Origin of the sequence: Marinobacter sp. MDS2, from assembly GCF_030718085.1 — a bacterium.
In the GTDB taxonomy this organism is placed as follows: domain Bacteria; phylum Pseudomonadota; class Gammaproteobacteria; order Pseudomonadales; family Oleiphilaceae; genus Marinobacter.
Genome location: NZ_JAVAJF010000001.1, coordinates 127893 through 144405, shown reverse-complemented (window position 1 = coordinate 144405; position 16513 = coordinate 127893). Strand labels below are relative to the sequence as shown.

The 16513-nt window shown below is 54.0% G+C and carries 20 protein-coding genes; 5 read left to right on the top strand and 15 right to left on the bottom strand.

The window, feature by feature from the left end; translation table 11 throughout:
* The first annotated feature begins 77 nt into the window (after window positions 1–77).
* On the top strand, window positions 78–299 hold the full coding sequence (locus Q9245_RS00705) for a hypothetical protein (protein ID WP_305895364.1): 222 nt from the start codon (window positions 78–80) through the stop codon (window positions 297–299).
* 23 nt (window positions 300–322) lie between these two features.
* Here Q9245_RS00705 and hemH read toward each other — a convergent pair whose 3' ends face one another.
* From hemH to Q9245_RS00685, 4 genes are all read right to left on the bottom strand, one after another.
* Window positions 323–1435 (bottom strand): ferrochelatase, encoded by a 1113-nt coding sequence (gene hemH, locus Q9245_RS00700; protein WP_305895363.1) that lies wholly within the window; start codon window positions 1433–1435, stop codon window positions 323–325.
* A 23-nt stretch (window positions 1436–1458) separates the two neighbouring features.
* Entirely contained in the window at window positions 1459–1893 is a 435-nt protein-coding gene (locus Q9245_RS00695) for a TIGR01244 family sulfur transferase (RefSeq protein ID WP_305895362.1), read from the bottom strand.
* 75 nt (window positions 1894–1968) lie between these two features.
* Window positions 1969–2397 carry a DUF6691 family protein gene (locus Q9245_RS00690; RefSeq protein ID WP_305895361.1) on the bottom strand — a complete coding sequence of 143 codons (429 nt, stop codon included), beginning with the start codon at window positions 2395–2397 and terminating at the stop codon, window positions 1969–1971.
* Between the two features lie 4 nt (window positions 2398–2401).
* A complete protein-coding gene (locus Q9245_RS00685; protein ID WP_305895360.1) occupies window positions 2402–2839 on the bottom strand; it encodes a YeeE/YedE family protein in 438 nt (145 codons plus the stop codon).
* Between the two features lie 350 nt (window positions 2840–3189).
* On the opposite strand from Q9245_RS00685, the gene Q9245_RS00680 reads away from it, so the two are divergent.
* A complete protein-coding gene (locus Q9245_RS00680; RefSeq protein ID WP_305895359.1) occupies window positions 3190–3612 on the top strand; it encodes a phasin family protein in 423 nt (140 codons plus the stop codon).
* A 7-nt stretch (window positions 3613–3619) separates the two neighbouring features.
* Here Q9245_RS00680 and Q9245_RS00675 read toward each other — a convergent pair whose 3' ends face one another.
* The 10 genes from Q9245_RS00675 to Q9245_RS00630 form a co-directional block, all read right to left on the bottom strand.
* A complete protein-coding gene (locus Q9245_RS00675) occupies window positions 3620–4249 on the bottom strand; it encodes a TetR/AcrR family transcriptional regulator (protein ID WP_305895358.1) in 630 nt (209 codons plus the stop codon).
* An 18-nt stretch (window positions 4250–4267) separates the two neighbouring features.
* Window positions 4268–5080: an exodeoxyribonuclease III gene (gene xthA, locus Q9245_RS00670; protein ID WP_305895357.1), complete on the bottom strand. Its 813-nt coding sequence runs from the start codon at window positions 5078–5080 to the stop codon at window positions 4268–4270.
* A gap of 88 nt (window positions 5081–5168) precedes the next feature.
* Window positions 5169–5906, bottom strand: coding sequence for a hypothetical protein (locus Q9245_RS00665; RefSeq protein ID WP_305895356.1), 738 nt, complete (start codon window positions 5904–5906; stop codon window positions 5169–5171).
* Window positions 5903–6427, bottom strand: coding sequence for a DUF2878 domain-containing protein (locus tag Q9245_RS00660; protein ID WP_305895355.1), 525 nt, complete (start codon window positions 6425–6427; stop codon window positions 5903–5905). Before Q9245_RS00660 ends, Q9245_RS00665 begins: the two co-directional genes overlap by 4 nt.
* The gene (locus tag Q9245_RS00655; protein ID WP_305895354.1) at window positions 6424–7695 is read right to left on the bottom strand and encodes a cyclopropane-fatty-acyl-phospholipid synthase family protein; all 1272 of its coding nucleotides are present in this window, start codon (window positions 7693–7695) and stop codon (window positions 6424–6426) included. The genes Q9245_RS00660 and Q9245_RS00655 overlap by 4 nt, the downstream gene beginning before the upstream one ends.
* Window positions 7683–8579, bottom strand: a complete 897-nt coding sequence (locus tag Q9245_RS00650; protein WP_305895353.1) for a DUF1365 domain-containing protein — start codon at window positions 8577–8579, stop codon at window positions 7683–7685. The genes Q9245_RS00655 and Q9245_RS00650 overlap by 13 nt, the downstream gene beginning before the upstream one ends.
* A 2-nt stretch (window positions 8580–8581) precedes the next feature.
* The gene (locus Q9245_RS00645; protein WP_305895352.1) at window positions 8582–9847 is read right to left on the bottom strand and encodes an NAD(P)/FAD-dependent oxidoreductase; all 1266 of its coding nucleotides are present in this window, start codon (window positions 9845–9847) and stop codon (window positions 8582–8584) included.
* 26 nt (window positions 9848–9873) lie between these two features.
* Window positions 9874–10662, bottom strand: coding sequence for an SDR family oxidoreductase (locus Q9245_RS00640; protein ID WP_305895351.1), 789 nt, complete (start codon window positions 10660–10662; stop codon window positions 9874–9876).
* Entirely contained in the window at window positions 10659–11129 is a 471-nt protein-coding gene (locus tag Q9245_RS00635; protein WP_305895350.1) for a nuclear transport factor 2 family protein, read from the bottom strand. The genes Q9245_RS00640 and Q9245_RS00635 overlap by 4 nt, the downstream gene beginning before the upstream one ends.
* Window positions 11126–12088, bottom strand: coding sequence for an acyl-CoA desaturase (locus Q9245_RS00630; protein ID WP_371824775.1), 963 nt, complete (start codon window positions 12086–12088; stop codon window positions 11126–11128). Before Q9245_RS00630 ends, Q9245_RS00635 begins: the two co-directional genes overlap by 4 nt.
* An 8-nt stretch (window positions 12089–12096) precedes the next feature.
* On the opposite strand from Q9245_RS00630, the gene Q9245_RS00625 reads away from it, so the two are divergent.
* The gene (locus Q9245_RS00625) at window positions 12097–13113 is read left to right on the top strand and encodes an NAD(P)/FAD-dependent oxidoreductase (RefSeq protein ID WP_305895348.1); all 1017 of its coding nucleotides are present in this window, start codon (window positions 12097–12099) and stop codon (window positions 13111–13113) included.
* A 16-nt stretch (window positions 13114–13129) separates the two neighbouring features.
* Here Q9245_RS00625 and Q9245_RS00620 read toward each other — a convergent pair whose 3' ends face one another.
* Window positions 13130–14611: an HD domain-containing protein gene (locus Q9245_RS00620; RefSeq protein WP_305895347.1), complete on the bottom strand. Its 1482-nt coding sequence runs from the start codon at window positions 14609–14611 to the stop codon at window positions 13130–13132.
* Window positions 14612–14725: 114 nt separating this feature from the next.
* Between Q9245_RS00620 and Q9245_RS00615 the strand changes: the two genes are divergently transcribed.
* On the top strand, window positions 14726–15934 hold the full coding sequence (locus tag Q9245_RS00615) for a PP2C family protein-serine/threonine phosphatase (protein ID WP_305895346.1): 1209 nt from the start codon (window positions 14726–14728) through the stop codon (window positions 15932–15934).
* Between the two features lie 16 nt (window positions 15935–15950).
* On the top strand, window positions 15951–16442 hold the full coding sequence (locus Q9245_RS00610; RefSeq protein WP_199007087.1) for an STAS domain-containing protein: 492 nt from the start codon (window positions 15951–15953) through the stop codon (window positions 16440–16442).
* Window positions 16443–16513 lie beyond the last annotated feature (71 nt).

The window sequence follows — 16513 nt, the reverse complement described above, 5'->3', positions numbered from 1 at the left end:
TTTGGTGCGTCTATCTTCGTATTGCCTTTACCCCACCGTTCCTCGACCATAACCGGTGAACTGAAAGGAGGTGTTTTATGGCGCACGACGACAAGTTTGCCGAGCAGGATGAGCGCAAGAATCGTCGATTCTCGGTATCGGCCAATCGGGGTAACGCGAGCCACCGAATTCGCTACGTTGAATCCGGCGGGGCCGCTATAGATACAGAAGAGTGTACGTTCTGTCAGGCATTGCCTGATGCGGAGCGTAAAGGAGCCGTGTCGAAGACCGAAGTGACCAAGGGCCAGCATCCCAAGTAAGAATGATGGCCCTCCGCTTCAGATCAGATGTCGGTTCGGCCAGGGAAGGTGGCGTTTTTGCGCGCTGCTGCGCGTTTTGCCCGAGCTTCCAGTTGCTCGCTGTGGTTAGAAGGCACGGCCCAGCCCTGGATATTCTCCTCCACAAGCTGCACAAGTGCATCGATGTGACCCGGCGTCGCGTTGAGGCAGGGGATGTACGCAAACGCCTCGCCGCCTGCTTCCATAAAGTATTCCCGATTTTCCTCATCGATTTCTTCAACGGTTTCCAGACAGTCCGCTGAAAAGCCCGGACAGAATACATCGATCGACTTCACGCCATTCGCAGGCAGTGATTTCAGGGTTTCATCGGTATAGGGCTGCAGCCATTCTTCGCGGCCAAAACGCGACTGGAAGGTGGTGAGGTATTCTTCGCTATTCAGCCCCAAGCGTTCCGCCAGCAAACGCGAAGTTTTATGGCATTCGCAGTGGTACGGATCCCCTTTCAGCAGGTACTTCAGTGGAATACCGTGATAAGAAAGAATCAGCTTTTGCTTGCGCCCGTGTTCGGCCCAATGAGCTTCAATGTGCTGTGCCATCGCCTCGATATACGGAGGGAAGTCATGGTAGTGGGACACAAAACGGAAGTCGGGAAGCCAGCGGCGCCCCATAAAGTCTTTGGAAACCGCGTCAAAGGTTGAAGCCGACGTCGATGCGGAATATTGCGGGTACAAGGGAAGCACCAGAAGTTTATTGACGCCTTGCTGCTGCATCTCGTCCAGTACTCGCGGGATAGAAGGGTTGCCGTAGCGCATGGCAAACCCCACCACCACGTTGCTTCCGTATTTTGCCTGTAAGGCCTCGCGGATGCCTTCGGCTTGCTTGGCGGTATGTACCAATAGCGGAGACCCTTCGGGAGACCACACGCCTGCGTAGGCTTTGGCACTTCGTCTGGGGCGAATGCGCAGGATCACGCCATGAAGTATCAGCCACCAGAGTGGGCGTGGTACTTCCACCACGCGTGGGTCCCATAAAAACTCAGCCAGATACTTTCTCAACGCTGACGGGGTGGGAGCATCGGGGGTGCCCAAATTCGTGACAAGAACGCCCAGCCGTTCGGCCTGGGAGTGGCTGAAATTTTCAGTCCCTTGGTATGGCATTGAAACTTTCCGGTTGTGGGGTGTTAACTTTGGTGGTTTTGCTGCTGCGTATGCATACGGCCAATCAACCCGGTGAGATCATAACCGGCTTGATATGCTTTCGAGAGCAGATCTTGTGGGTCTTGTTCTCGCGCTGAACTGAGGGCCCATAATACGGTGCTGCGTGTGCCGGACCGACAAAACGCCAGAGCAGGTTTTTCTGCCTCTTTGAACATGGGGGCAAACGCATCGACATCATCATCAGTAATATGGCCCGAAGCAACAGGCAGATACACCCACTTTAACCCATGTTCTTCTGCGCTTGCTTTGATGTCGGTCATCGGAGGCTGACCGAATTCTTCGCCATCGGGCCGATTCGCGATCAGGGTCTTGAAGCCCAGGCGGGCAATTTCGGCGATATCGTCGATGGCGATTTGAGGCGCGACAGAAATGTTGTCGTCAATTTTTCTGATATCCACTGGGCTTCTCCAAAGGTTGGATAAGCCGGGCTTGATAAGCCCGGCACGGATTCGAGCGTGATCGCTGGATTTTCCTCAGGCAGATTGCGCGCGCTTCCGTTCGATAAGTTCAAAGAGCATCATACCTGCCACCATGGACGCGACAAAGACTATCCCTTTAATTTCACCTGCGCCGACGGCAACCAATGCCGGTCCCGGGCAGAAACCAGCGATGCCCCAGCCCACGCCGAACATTAAACTGCCACCCACCAGGCGTTTGTCAATCTTGGTGCTGGTTGGAAGTTTCATGTTGAAGCCAAGCAGCGATAGCGTGCGTTTTTTGGCGACCGTGAAGGCCACCAAACCTACTAGAATCGCGCCGCCCATGACAAGTGCAAGCGACGGGTCCCACAGACCGGCAAGATCGAGGAAGCCAAGCACTTTCGCCGGATTAGCCAAACCGGAAATGATCAGCCCCAAACCAAAAATCAAACCGGCAACCAAAGAGGTAATGTTGTATTTCATGGGATCAGGCTCCGATCAGGTGGCGAATAACGTAAACGGTAATAAAGCCCGTTGCCATGAAGCTCAGCGTGGCAACCAGCGAACGAGGTGAGAGACGTGACAGTCCGCATACGCCATGACCACTGGTGCAGCCGGAGCCGTAGCGCGTGCCGATGCCCACAAGCAGGCCGGCAATGATAATCGCCGGGAAGCCGGCGTTGACTTCGATTTTCGGTAGCTCGGCAAACAGCTTCCAGACGATCGGCGTTCCGATCAAACCGCCGAGAAAGGCCATGCGCCAGAGCATGTCGTTTCGCACGGGGGTTAGCAGTCCACCAAGAATTCCGCTAATGCCGGCGATGCGACCGTTAAACAAAAGGAAACTGGCGGCGGCAAGCCCCACCAAAATACCGCCAGCCAAGGCGCTGATGGGGGTAAATTCACTCCAGGCAATATCTATCATGCTTAACTCCGGTTGGTTGTTCGTTTTGGAATAAGCATATAATAACAGGAAATAAGCGCAAAAAAAGCCCGGCTTGGGATGCCGGGCAGAGGCGTGCGAGTAGTATCCATGAAAGACTTCCAGACAAACCGGCATCGACGGGGACACCGGTATTGAGAAGTATTGACCATATTTCGTACAACTCAAGCTTTGGCCCGATTCCTTTGAAAACATTTCTTCATATGCCGCCGTTCTTTATATTGAAGCCCTTCGTTATGCGGGTTACAGGGGGTTGCCGCAACCACTGCAATCAAAAGATGGCTGTAATATAATGCGTAACTAATCCTACGGCCCGTATTTAAGAGGTACTCATGTCTGAGCACGATGATCAAACCCCCGAGACAGATCCGCAGCTTCCGGGAAAGATTAAGGACTCTGCTCGTCAGATCTGGTTGGCAGGGCTTGGTGCCTATACCAAAGCTGAGGAAGATGCCGGCAAGTTTTTCGAACGACTGGTTCAGGAAGGTGAGCAGCTCGAATCGAAAACCCGTGGCGTTGTCGGCAAGCAGATTCGCACCGTAGAAGACCGGGTGGGAGAGGTGCGCGAGCGCGCAACCGGCACCTGGGACAAGCTTGAGCATATGTTCGATCAGCGCGTTTCCGGAGCTTTGCGCCGGTTGGGCATTCATCGCAAAGAAGATATCCAGGCGTTGGAAAGCCGCATCGAGTACCTTGAAGCTGAGCTGGCCAAGCTCCGAGGAGACTCAGCAAATGGCAGGGACGAAGAAGAATAGGTAACGCTTACAGATACGTCTCACTGATCAGTTTGACCTCTTCTTTGTCGTCTTCGGTAAGATGGGGCAGTATCAGGTGCAAAATCTGATACACCCCTTTCCCGGGATCGACGAACTCCCGATCATCCAGATGCGACAGCGTGTCGAAGCTGCTCCAGTAGCAAACAGTCAATGTCAGCTGCTGGCACAGAGCATCCAACTCCGCCGATTCGATGACCATTAAGCCCTGGCGCTTGAAGCTGGTACACAGCGATTCGAACGCCAAGGTTTTCTTCTTCAAGATTCGCCGAAAACGCACTTGCAGCTGGTCGTATCGGGACAGCACGTTCACCAGATCCTGATACATGAACCGATAGCGGGCCACCGCCTCGAACAACAGGTGCAGAAAGAAGCTGAACTGATCCAGTGGTACGTCTGCATCTTCCGGCACCGCGAGCAAATCCAGCATTTCAGCTTCAAAGCTTTTGAAAAGCTCTTCAACGATGTCGCCTTTACTTTTGAAGTGGTAGTAAAGGTTGCCCGGACTGATGTCCAACTCATCCGAGATCAACAGGGTGGTGACGTTCGGCTCACCCAGACTGTTGAACAACTGCAAGCTGGTGTTGAGTATCCTGTCCCTGGTTTTTATTTTCTTCATGACGGATCGGCTGGCCTATCAGAGTTCGAAACTGGCCCAGATCGGGCAGTGGTCAGAAGGACGGTCCATAGCCCGGATCTCATAGCTGACACCGGCATCCTTGGCTTTCGGTAGTAGGTTGTCACTGGCCATCACAAGATCGATACGAAGGCCTCGCTTGGGCTCGCGCTCGAATCCTTTGCTGCGGTAATCGAACCAGCTGAAGGTATCGGCTTCGTCAGGATTCAAATGCCGGAACACGTCGGTAAATCCGCGAGCTTCGACCTGGCTCAACCATTCCCGTTCTTCCGGCAGGAAGCTGCATTTTCCGGAACGGAGCCAGCGCTTGGCATTGTCCGGACCAATCCCGATGTCTTTGTCGGTGGGTGAAATGTTCATATCACCCATCAAAACAACATGGCCCGGTCGCTTGTTCAGCTCATCCAGCAGATCCATAAGATCGGCGTAGAACTTTTGCTTGGCGGGGAACTTGGTCGGGTGATCCCGGTTCTCGCCTTGCGGGAAGTAACCGTTAATCACGGTGAGCGGTTCGCCGTTCACGGTGAAATGGCCGGTAATGAGCCGGCGCTGTGCGTCTTCATCATCGGTTGCATAGCCTTTCACCACCTCGTCGGGTGCCTGCCTGGAAAGGAGCGCGACCCCGTAATGGGTCTTCTGACCATGGAAATGCACGTGGTAGCCGAGTTCTCGAATGGCCTCTTCGGGGAACTCTTCATCTCGAACTTTGGTTTCCTGAAGCCCGATGAAATCAGGATTCAGCTGTTCAATAACAGCCTCCAGTTGGTGCAAGCGAGTGCGGATACTGTTGACGTTGAACGACACGAACATCATGGTTGTGGAATCTCCGAATCAGTTTGGCCCGGAGTTTACCATATCGAAGGGGTATAACTGTTTGGCCGAGTGGCCGCAGGGTAAAGCTTCAGGAGGTCAGATCGCAGCCGGGGTGTTGGCTGATACGGTACCGGATGAGTGCGGTGTGGTTTGTTTCCTGGTTAGCCCGAATGTTGGTCAGGCCCTGATAGTGCGTTAACGCGCCGTTTTGGTTGTAACCCAGAATGATGGGGTCTACCAGAAAACGTAATACCACGCTGGTCGGGCGAATCTGAATCACCACGTCTGCGTCGATAGCTGCATCGGGTGCCGGTTCGAGCACAAACCCGTAATGATCTCCGCTAGTTGGAGCGAGAAAACGAAAGGGAAGCGACTCTCCGGCTGTGACCGCTTGCCAGTTGGCCCTGACAAACTGATCAAACCCTGCATCGATCACCAAGCGATTGCTGTAGATGACCTGGAACCTTTTCCGATTTTCCGAAGGGGGTTGCCAGTCGATGGTTAGCTGGTTCGAGTCAGTGAAACGGATCTCCAGCGACTCGTCGAAATCCGGCTGGCGGAAAACGACGCTGGGCCGGCTCGGGTGTTTACCGTATTCCAGCGTTTTGACGGCAAACCGCCGATCGTCGGGGCCTTTGTGGTAACTAACGGTGTGCTCAAGGGGTTGGAACCCGGCATCTGAGCAAATTCCGGTGACTTGGTGCCGTTCTTCGTAAAGTTGGCTTTGGGTATCAACCGATTCGGCGGTTCCGGTAAATTCAAATGTTTCGGCTGCTGTCGGACCGCTGGTTAACAGTATTGCGCAGATCATTGCCCATTGATTCATGATGCCGGCTCCCGAACCAGATGATTTCGAATGAACAGCAACAATGGGAACAGCACAAGCCAGCCAGCCCCGATAACGACCAGAGACACGGCGTGGTTGGGGAGTGTCACTGCTCCCAGCTTGCTTGCGGACCAGTAGGCAAATGAGCCGGCACAGGGCGCCAGCACAAACGGCAGCCATGCCCGCTTCGCAACCCAGTTGAGGGAATGACACAAGGTGGTCATGAAAAGCGCCCAGATGGCCACCAGCCATACTGGCGAAATCTGAATGGCGTCAGGAGTTTCAATGCCTAAAATGCCAGCGTTCAGCCACAGGGAGTCCATCAGGCTGCCAAGGAAAACGCCAACCGCGATGAACCGCAGTTCGGCGCCACGCTGTGTACTCACCAGCAGCAGGTGGATGATCACAAATAGTAGCGCAAGCAACGAGGCTGCGAGGCTTGGGTAAAGTACACACACCAACCATCCGGTCTGGAACAACAAAAAATTGAGCGTATTCCGAACGGTGGCGGAGCTGATCATGACGCAGTAATGCTACGGTGCTTGTTGGCAGGCTTGGCCATTACTATGTGGGCGACGCCAATGGCACGTTCGCTGAAGCCCGCTTCGCAGTACGCAAAATAGAACTGCCATAAGCGTTGGAACCGGGTGTCATAGCCTTGTGCCGCCAACTCTTCGCGCTTGGCCATAAAGCGTACACACCAGTCGTGCAGTGTGCGGGCGTAGTGGAAGCCGAAGTCGTCCACCTGTGTGAGCACCAGGTCTGAGCCTCTGCTCATTGAACCCAGAATGGCGCCGAAGGATGGGATGAAGCTGCCCGGAAAAATGTATCGCTGAATAAAGTCCACGTTCTTCAAAGCGCGCTCATAGCGCTGCTCCGGCATGTTGATGGCTTGCACCAATGCAATGCCTTCGGGTTTGAGCAAGGCGCTGATCTGGCTCAAATAACTGTCAAGAAACTCCGGGCCGACCGCTTCAATCATCTCGATGGAGACGAGTTTGTCGAATTGGCCGGTCAAATCGCGGTAATCGTCAAATAACAGAGTGATTTTATCTTCAAGACCTTCGGCTTTCACTCGTGATCGAGCCAGCTCCAGCTGTTCCCGGGAGATGGTTGTCGTGGTGACATGGCAGCCGTAGTGTTTTGCTGCGTGAATGGCAAAGCCGCCCCAGCCGGTGCCGATTTCCATCACCTGGTCGTTTGGCTGCAAATTCAGTTTCTGGCAGATCACATCCAGCTTATGCACCGCTGCTTCGTCGAGTGTGGCGTCCGGCCGAGGATAGATCGCCGAGGAGTACATCATGGTCGGGTCAAGAAACTGGCTGAACAGATCGTTACCCAGATCGTAGTGGGCACTGATGTTCTTGCGGGAGCCTTCCGGTGTGTTTCGATTCAACCAGTGCAGACCTTTCAGCGCAGGCTTGCTGACCCAGCTGAACTTGTCCTCGAAGGCGTTCATGGTATCCACATTCCGGGTAAAAAATCGCAGAAGGGCGACAAGGTCGGGTGAGCTCCAGTCGCCTGCTACGAAGGACTCTGCGGCTCCCACACTGCCGCCGGTCAACAGATCGCGCCAGGTGCTGTGATTGTGAATAACCAACTCGGCTATTGGGTAGTTCGGATCATCATCGCCAAATACCTGTTCATCGAAGTCAGTTTCCCTGATACGCAATGTGCCTTTGCCAAGTTGAGCCAGCTGACGGCAAACCAGCTGCCTGGCAACCCGGCTCACCAATGGCAAACGTTGCGCGACGCTTGATTTGTTGCTGGAGGTGTTCACGTTCTCCATGAGGTTACCCTTCCTGTCGATGTGGTATCTGGTTGTTCCAAGAGGTGCGGCTCGGTGATGTCTGTGCCCTGATCGTCTGCGCCTCTGCGGTAGTCCGGTGCCTGGGCGTCCAGTTTGTCCGGGTGGGTGTAAAAGGGCGCGCCTTTGAGCTTTAGATTCAAAGCATTCCAATAGATCCCCACAACGCCTTTGAGGGATTCCAGCGGAAACCGCCGCAGGCTTCGATGGAGGGTTATACGATCCAAAGCAGTGCGTTGGACCACCAGCGTTGCATCAAACTGCTTCTGATGTGCCTGCTCGACATTCATGTGAATGCGCAGTTCGGAGCCCCGAAAGCTGAATAACCACAGATAATGCTGATCCATGCCATTGAACGGTGACACATGAAAGCGCTTGCTGAAGGCGAAACGCTCGGTATGCCATTGATCCGAACTACCCGCAGGTTTCTGGCATTCCAGGCAGTAAACGTGCCGTTCTTTCCAGGGCGTATTGGTGATCTGCGCCAGGATGACTTTGGGAATGTCGCCTTTTTCCGGGGCTTGGCCCTGTTCATAACACAGGTAAAAACTGACCGGGTTAAAAATGTGGCCGAAGTAGCGAGGGTGGGTAATCAGCTGTACGGGGCCATCCGGCAGCCAGCCGGTGGCCTCCTGAACCCGTTGATCTACGGCTCTGCGCAAATTCGGCTCGTCGGGATCCAGGTAATCCTTGCGCCGAAGCGCCAGCCAGTTAAACCGCTCAAGCGAGAAAAAGGGGCTGATGCTTGTGACTGTGCCCCATTCGTCGACGTCCAGCGCCAGCATGCCAATGCTATAGGTAAATTCGTGCTGTGTCGGGCGCTTACGCCTGTGTCTTATAGTGCCTTCTAGCCATTGGCTGGCCATGCTCAGAGCTCCACCCCAAAAGCTTTTGCGACCCGTAATGCGCTTCGCACGCCGTCTTCATGGAAACCATTGAACCAATACGCACCGCAAAAATGTGTGCGGTTGTGCTCGCCGATTTCGTGGTAACGCTCCTGGGCGGCGACTGCGTTCAGTGTGAACACCGGGTGATCGTATTCGAAGCGTTTGATGACTTTGTCTGGGGCGATATCGTGGCTGCGGTTCAGGGTGACACAGAAAGTTTCCGGAGCGTCGTCAAAGTTCTGGAGGATATTCATGTTGTAGGTAACCGAAACTGGCTGAGTGCTGTGTTCCGGTACCATGTAATTCCAGGCCGCCCACGCCAGCCGGTTTGAGGGCAGCACGCTGGCATCGGTGTGCAGCACTACATCGTTTTTCTGGTACCCGATAGCCCCCAGAATATCCTGTTCTTTCGAGGTTGGGGCACTCAGCATCGCCAAAGCCTGATTGCTGTGACAGGCAAGAACAACCTGATCAAACCGATGGTTTCTGCCATTCGACACCACGGTCACGCCCTCGTTATCGCGTTGGATATCCGACACCGGGCTGTTCAGATGCGTTTTGTCGCCAAGCCGTTTCATCATCCGTGTGACGTAGCTGGCAGAGCCCCCGGAAATGACACGCCAGGTTGGCCGGTCATCGACAGATAACATGCCGTGGTTGTTAAAGAACTGAAGGAAAAAACGAATCGGGAATTGTTCCAGCACCAGCTCCGGAGCAGACCAGATGGCGGCACCCATGGGCACAATGTAGTGCTTGCGGAAGTAATGACTGTATCGGTTGCGGTTTAAATATTCGCCCAGGGTTTCACCTTCGGGTATTTGTCCATCGGACAAATCGGCACGGGCTTCCTTGTTGAAGCGAAGAATCTCCCGAACCATGGTCAGGAACTTGAAATTGAACAGATTACGACGTTGCGCGAACAGGGTGTTCAGGCTCGTACCGTTGTATTGCAACCCCGTGGCGTGGGAATCCACGCTGAAACTCATGGTACTGACTTCCGAGGCCACGCCAAGACGATCCATCAGCTTGATGAAGTTAGGGTAGGTCCAGTCATTGAACACAATAAAACCGGTATTCACCGGCCAGGTTTTTTCACCCACTTTCACGTATTCGGTATTGGTATGACCGCCGGCGTAATCGGCTGCCTCAAAGAGTTCCACATCGTGGTGTTCGCTAAGCAGCCAGGCTGCGGTCAAGCCAGATACTCCGGCACCGATTACTGCAATCCGTTGGCGTTCCTGATTCATCAAAGCAATTCCTGTAGCAGATCCATTCAAACGTTGTTATCTGTGTTTCGGGCCATTGAGGCGGCCATACGATCAATCATCTTTTGAGGCAAGCAGCCCAGCGCCTTCAAAGTCCAGGTGAAACGGCGAGGAAAGGCAATTTCCCGTTTCCCTTTGGCGAGGCCCTGGTGAATGCGGATTGCGGCCTCCTCGGCGCTGACCATAAAGGGCATCGGGAAATCGTTTCGGTCGGTTAAGGGGGTTTTTACAAAGCCGGGAGAAACCACCACAACCTCGATTCCCTCTGAGGCCAGGTCGGCTCTCAGCGAGTGAGCGAGATAGGTGAGGGCTGCTTTCGACGCGCCATATCCCTCTGCTCGACTAAACGGAAACCACCAGGCCGAGGAGCTGACAATCACCACGTGAGCCGGTTTACCTTTGGCGCGGGTCGCTCGCAGCGCAGGCAGGGCAATATCCAGACATCGCGCGGTTCCGAGCACATTGGTGTTCAGGTTGGCTTCGATAATCGAGCTGTCGTATTCCGCTATGTCTACGTACTCGCACGTGCCCGCATTGAGAATCACCATGTCGAGGTCGCCAAAGTGATTCAGGGACTTCGCAAGCTCGGCAAGTTCATCCCGACTGGTAGTGTCAGCGGCCGCGGTATGGATCTGCTCTGGCCAATGCCCGGCCAACTCATTCAAAGGTTGCTGGCGCCGACCTGTGATCACCAGATTGTGCCCGTGTTGGGCCAACTCATGCACGAGCGCTTCGCCAATGCCAGAGGAGGCTCCGGTCAGCCAGATATTGGATTCAGGCATCACACGCTTGCTCATCCGGCATGCCTCTTAACCCAGCGTATTGCGCCACCGAATAGCGGGAGGTGCTCGTACAGCAGCTCCCCGGCATCAAAGTAATCCCGGTGAGTGCACACTTTGCCATTTCGGATGAGTAAATGGCTCATGCCTTCGACGTAAACAGGCTTGCCGCGCTGGATACGTTTGTGGCTGAGTTCCATCACCCAAGGGATACAACACCGCGGGTATTGGATAACCGGCTCGCCAAATCGGAACTGGCACCGGATAACGTTCTGGTAGGCGCCTGCCATGTATTCGGTCAATGCGTCAAGCCCGAGTACCTGCCCGAACGGGTCCTGGAATTCGATGTCTTCGTGGTACACCGCCGCCAATTCGTTAAGGTGGCCTTTATCCAGCTTGTTGTATAGGCCGCAGAAGGCGTTCAGTGTTATCTGCATGGCTTTCTCTTTGGAGCCAACTTCCACAACGTTGTCTGGGGGATTCATTGTCTTGGCTTCCTTGATCGGTTTTGGTCGGTGGCCAGGGTTTCTGCAACGATGTGGGGCGGAATCGGTGCCAGATCCCAAATGATGCCCAGCTTGGAAAGGATCCAGAGGCCGTACCAGGTGATATCAATCTCGTACCAGCGGAACCCCTGGCGAGCCGACTGGGGCCAACGGTGATGGTTGTTGTGCCAGCCTTCTCCCAGCGTTAGCAACGCCAACCAGAAATTGTTCCGGCTGTCGTCGTTGGTGTCGAACCGGCGTTTGCCCCAAACATGCGACAACGAGTTGATGGATACGGTGGCGTGAAACAGCGCAACGGTTGAAATAAAGAAACCCCAAACGAGAAGCTGCAAGCCATTGGTGCCGAGGGCGGGCGCCCATTTGGCCAACGCCTCCCCGAAAAGGTAAATCAGAACGGCAAAAGCGGCAGGAATCAGGGAATCAAAGCGGTTGATAAAGCGGAGTTCCGGAAATTTTAGCCAATCCCGGATACGGCGTTCATCCATCACAAATCCGGCGTCGCAGGTAAACCAGCCCACGTGTGACCACCAGAATCCGCCATGATGAGGGGAGTGCAGGTCTTCCGGGTTATCCGAGTGCTGGTGGTGATGCCGGTGATGAGCTGCCCACCAAAGAGGGCCCCGCTGAGCCGAACTGGCACCGAGAATGGCGAAAACGAATTGCGCAGCGCGGCTGGTTTTGAACGATTTGTGAGCAAAATATCGGTGATAGAAGGCGGTGATTGAAAACATCCGGATCAGGAAAAAGGCGATGGCAAATCCCACGGCAAAAGTGCTCGTTCCGGTGTAGATTACCAGTAGGCAGGCCGCGTGCAGCGCCAGAAAGGGAAGAACTCTGATCATGTTGAACCGGCGGCATTGAGAATCCAGGTGATCCAAACCTGCTTCAGAGTCGAACCATCTTAGAATGTTTGTCAAAAAATCATTAATTCGGGTCATATACAGCCATGGAAAGTGAAACCTTAGATACCCCAGCTATACGCAGCGTTGCCGTTATCGGATCAGGTCTGGCGGGCTTGACCGCAGCGATTTTGCTTGGCAAATCAGGCCATCGTGTCCGGGTGTTTGAAAAAAGCCGGGGGCCAGGTGGCCGCATGTCTTCAAAAAGAGTAGCAGACGGATCTGTCGATATTGGTGCCCAGTATTTTACGGGCCGGGATCCGGCGTTTTTGACCTTTCTCGAAACTTACGCGAGCTCAGATTCGTTTGGGCAATGGGGCGCGACTTTCGGGTTCCAGCAAGCGGATAAAAGCTGGCAACCGTTTCCGGACGAATCTCGTTACGTAGGGATTCCGAGAATGACCGCCATTACTCGTGGGCTTTCAGAGCATGTAGAACTCACGGCGCAGGTCCGGATTGCTCGCATGAACCGTGCAGGTTCGCGTTGGCAGTTGATTTGCACCGACGGTAAAGATCACGGTGAGTTTGATCAGGTGGTGGTCACTGCGCCTCCCGCGCAAACTCAGGAGCTGTTGGCCGCGAGCGGATTGATGCCGTTGGTGAACGAAACCCGATCGCCCGGGGGCGACATACTGCCTTGCTGGGCTGTTGCAGCGCGGTTTGATGAAATGCCCTCGGCTCAATTCGACGCGATGCGGCCCGACTCCGACGTGCTGTATTGGGTGGCTAATAATTCGTCAAAGCCGGGGCGCAATGATGACGGGCAATGGTGGGTTCTGCATGCTACGCCTGAGTGGACAGATGCTAACGTAGATGCCAGTCCCGAAAAGGTGAGTAATGATTTGCTGGCGGAGTTTAAACAGCTAACCGGCTTTGACGGAACGCCCACTGATTCGGTTGCACACCGCTGGTTGTACGCGCGATCAGCGTCTACCGATCGCCCCGGCTTTTTGTGGGATCAGAGCGAAGGCGTGGGCATCGCCGGTGATTGGCTGGTGGGTGGTCGTGTTGAAGGGGCGTGGGAAAGCGCCAGCCGGCTGACCCAGGCCATGCTGGCGGGTTGAGATTTGGGCGTCGGATTTATTCAGTGAGATCTGGCGCTTTAGCCGCAACGTCGGGTTGCCGGTAGAAGTGGATGATGGTGCCGTCCCCGAATTTCGAGAAGAAGGCGCTCACATCGGTAATCTTGCGAAGGGAGCGCTTGCGGGTGATCGGGTCTTTGGCCAGTACTTTGATGCCGTTGAAATTGTCCTGAATGTTTGAGAACCGGGCTTTCATGGTGCAGGTCACCACGTCGTCAGCGGACAAACCGAGTTCCCCTGCCAGCCACCGGCTGTGATTCTGGATCTCCGCGGTGCTCAGGTTTTCCCGGGTATCCAGATGATTGAGCTTGACCCGGTTTACAATCAGGAACGAGTAGCTCTTGGGCTGTTTGCGGGCAACTTTACGGAACGCTTCCCAGAAGAAACTGTCGGTCAGCTCGGCAAAAAAGCTCATATCGCTGAGGCAGGTATCAATCCACTCAAAGCTCTCAGCATCTTCCAACACTTCGTTAATAGCTTCCCGCAGGAGCCAGTCAAACCCGAGCGCAGTTTTGTGGCCATACACTTTGCGATACATCTGGTAGCGGCTGTAAACGAAATCCTCGAGGGCACCGAGGCCTTTATGAGTGATGGCAAGACCCATCCAGGGCTCTGAAACATCCCAGCCGAACCGCAGGTTACTGAGCAAGTGGTCAAGATTGAAACCGCCGATGGTAACGGAACTGTGGAACCCGTCCCGAAGCATGTAGTCGGCGCGGTCGGCATCGATTTCGCCAGACACGATGGACGATAACAGTCCCATTACGAGCTTAGGTACTTCTTGCTCACCGTTGGATTTCGCCAGTGTCTGATCGCCCGCAATAAAAGCAAGGAACGTATGGGCGTGGCGACAGAAGGTTTCACTTGGCGTTACCTGAGTCGTTTCCATGATGCCAATGATGTCTTCTGCATGCAGGCCAGCAGCGTCTAGATCCACCGATGAAAGCACTTCGTGCGCTACACGCACCGAATAGTGCTCGTGCTCCAGCTCTTCTGGTTCCTCAGGATGATAACGGCTGTAATCTTCGCCACGCCACAGTTCCTTAAATCGTTCAGGGCGTGACATAAGCTCCCGAATCCGGCGGGCCTGAGTGAACTGGTGTGAAAAGCTGGAGTGGCCGCTGTCGTGCAACAAACACCCTAAGCGGATGATCTTGGCGAGATAATCAATGGCATCGAGTTGATTCAGGCTTAATTCCGTTTGTTCGCTAAGTTGCCGCTCGCGAAGATAGGCGTCGATCATTGCGCGGAACATGCGTGTGCCGACATGCATGACACCAATGCTGTGCAGGAACCGTGAATGGGTTGCGCCCGGAAACACCAAACTGAGAATGTCGTTCTGGCAGATGTTTCGTAAACGCTGGAAAAGAGGGTGGTCAATAACCTGAATTTCGTGCCGATAAAGAGGAATACCACCATGCACAGGGTCCATGATGAGTTTGTCGTAGGCACCCAGAAGGTCTTTGACGGCACGTCGCATGGTTACAAATCCCCCAAAAAAATCAGTATGGCCTTGTTATATCACAAGGTCATGCCAGAATAGTCCTTATAACGCCTGTTTTTCTTTTACCGCTGGTAGTTTAGGGCAACTAACATGACCTCGCGCACCGAGCGCATTTTAATTATCGACGCCAATGAACAGGCCCGTTCAGACCTGTCACGATACCTGGATGCCAGGGGCTTCTATGTGAGCGTTTGTCCGGATATTGGCGCGGCCCGCAGTTTGTTTGCCGAGCACATGCCGGACGCCATCTTTGCCGACCTTGCTCCGGATGTTATAGAAGATCTTAACCGCCGTTTGGATGCGGCTGACAGCTATATCCCCATCGTTGCGTATACCCGAAGTACCTCCAGTGCCGAGGTTGTTGAGCTGCTGCGTGCGGGTGCCGAAGACATTGTGCTCAAGCCTTGCAGCGCCAGCAAAGATGCGCTGGACGATGTCATCGAAAAATTGTTCGATCGAATTCGGGTGAATCGACTGAACAAGCTTTATCGGGAAGAGCTGGAAGAGGCGAACCTGGACCTACGTAGCGGCATTGCCGAACTGCGGGCCGATCAAAACGCAGGCCGCAAAGTTCAGTTGAAGATGCTGCCTGATCACAATCAGGAAATGTGCGGGCTGCATACGGATTACCTGATCAAGCCGTCTTTGTACCTCAGCGGCGATTTTCTGGATTACATCCGCCTGACAAAAGACAAAGTGCTGGTCTACATCGCCGATGTATCAGGCCACGGTGCCAGCTCGGCCTTTGTCACCGTCTTGCTCAAGAACCTGACCAACCGCTTAAAGCGTAACCTGCGCCGCCAGTCCAGTGATGACATCATGCATCCACAGCGGATTCTCGAGCGTATAAACTCAGAGTTGATGGATACCGGGCTCGGTAAACACGTCACTGTATTTGTCGGCATTATCACGTTGTCCGAGCGAACCTTGAGTTACGCGGTGGGGGCGCATTTTCCGATGCCTATTTTATCATTTGAAGGCGGAGAGACCCGGTTTCTGGAAGGCAGTGGCCTGCCGGTGGGCTTGTTCGACGAGCCCGAATGGGAGTTGTACGAGGTTAAACTGGATCGGCCCTTCCGTCTGTTATTGTTCTCGGATGGTATTTTGGAGGTCATTCCTGACAAAAGTCTCGATGAAAAGGAACGAACGCTACTTGAACTCGTATCAGGAGGTAGTCACACTATCGCATCGCTGAGCGAGGCCTTGGGATTAAAAAGCATCTCGGAGCTGCCTGACGATATAGCGATAGTATCGGTAACTGACCAGTTAACTGGCTCAGATCAAACGTCGTCGACTTAGTGGCACTGTGAAAAAAATGGCTGGTTATAAAATCCTGCAAGCAGATAAGCAGGGAATCTACGTCCTGAAGTTTATCGGAGAGATCCGGCTGAACCTGTGTTCGACGCTGGATAATCTCGTCGAGTCCATCACCCGGGATCCAGACTTCAAAACGGTCGTAATCGACCTCACCGAAACCGAGATTGTCGATAGTACAACGCTCGGGCTGCTTGCCAAGATTGCGTTGGCGGCATACAAACAGAGCCACTTTCTTCCGACTCTGATTTCTACCAACCCCGATGTCACCCGCATCATCTCGTCTATGGGCTTCGACAAGATCTTTATCATTGTCCGCGAGCCGGCGTCCCGAATTGAAGATCTTGAAGAAATTCCGGTTCTCAAGGCCAGCGAACAACAAGTCCGCGAGAAAGTGCTGGACGCTCATCGGGTATTGATGGGCATGAACAGCAAAAACCGGGAAGAGTTCAAGAATCTCGTCCGAGCTTTAGAGTGTGAAGAACCCGGCTGATCGTTATCCTCTAACGCCGGGTCATGCCTAACACGAACCTACGGAAACACTATGCCAGAAAACGTAACGCC

Bases quoted from the DNA above. Each gene is read 5' to 3' on its own strand.
- Q9245_RS00625 (WP_305895348.1), top strand. From the start codon at position 12,097: ATGGAAAGTGAAACCTTAGATACCCCAGCTATACGCAGCGTTGCCGTT.
- Q9245_RS00665 (WP_305895356.1), bottom strand. From the start codon at position 5,906: ATGAATCAATGGGCAATGATCTGCGCAATACTGTTAACCAGCGGTCCG.
- xthA (WP_305895357.1), bottom strand. From the start codon at position 5,080: ATGATGTTCGTGTCGTTCAACGTCAACAGTATCCGCACTCGCTTGCAC.
- Q9245_RS00650 (WP_305895353.1), bottom strand. From the start codon at position 8,579: ATGGCCAGCCAATGGCTAGAAGGCACTATAAGACACAGGCGTAAGCGC.
- Q9245_RS00615 (WP_305895346.1), top strand. From the start codon at position 14,726: ATGACCTCGCGCACCGAGCGCATTTTAATTATCGACGCCAATGAACAG.
- Q9245_RS00610 (WP_199007087.1), top strand. From the start codon at position 15,951: ATGGCTGGTTATAAAATCCTGCAAGCAGATAAGCAGGGAATCTACGTC.
- Q9245_RS00705 (WP_305895364.1), top strand. From the start codon at position 78: ATGGCGCACGACGACAAGTTTGCCGAGCAGGATGAGCGCAAGAATCGT.
- hemH (WP_305895363.1), bottom strand. From the start codon at position 1,435: ATGCCATACCAAGGGACTGAAAATTTCAGCCACTCCCAGGCCGAACGG.
- Q9245_RS00635 (WP_305895350.1), bottom strand. From the start codon at position 11,129: ATGAATCCCCCAGACAACGTTGTGGAAGTTGGCTCCAAAGAGAAAGCC.
- Q9245_RS00675 (WP_305895358.1), bottom strand. From the start codon at position 4,249: ATGAAGAAAATAAAAACCAGGGACAGGATACTCAACACCAGCTTGCAG.
- Q9245_RS00680 (WP_305895359.1), top strand. From the start codon at position 3,190: ATGTCTGAGCACGATGATCAAACCCCCGAGACAGATCCGCAGCTTCCG.
- Q9245_RS00645 (WP_305895352.1), bottom strand. From the start codon at position 9,847: ATGAATCAGGAACGCCAACGGATTGCAGTAATCGGTGCCGGAGTATCT.
- Q9245_RS00620 (WP_305895347.1), bottom strand. From the start codon at position 14,611: ATGCGACGTGCCGTCAAAGACCTTCTGGGTGCCTACGACAAACTCATC.
- Q9245_RS00640 (WP_305895351.1), bottom strand. From the start codon at position 10,662: ATGAGCAAGCGTGTGATGCCTGAATCCAATATCTGGCTGACCGGAGCC.
- Q9245_RS00630 (WP_371824775.1), bottom strand. From the start codon at position 12,088: ATGACCCGAATTAATGATTTTTTGACAAACATTCTAAGATGGTTCGAC.
- Q9245_RS00690 (WP_305895361.1), bottom strand. From the start codon at position 2,397: ATGAAATACAACATTACCTCTTTGGTTGCCGGTTTGATTTTTGGTTTG.
- Q9245_RS00660 (WP_305895355.1), bottom strand. From the start codon at position 6,427: ATGATCAGCTCCGCCACCGTTCGGAATACGCTCAATTTTTTGTTGTTC.
- Q9245_RS00685 (WP_305895360.1), bottom strand. From the start codon at position 2,839: ATGATAGATATTGCCTGGAGTGAATTTACCCCCATCAGCGCCTTGGCT.
- Q9245_RS00655 (WP_305895354.1), bottom strand. From the start codon at position 7,695: ATGGAGAACGTGAACACCTCCAGCAACAAATCAAGCGTCGCGCAACGT.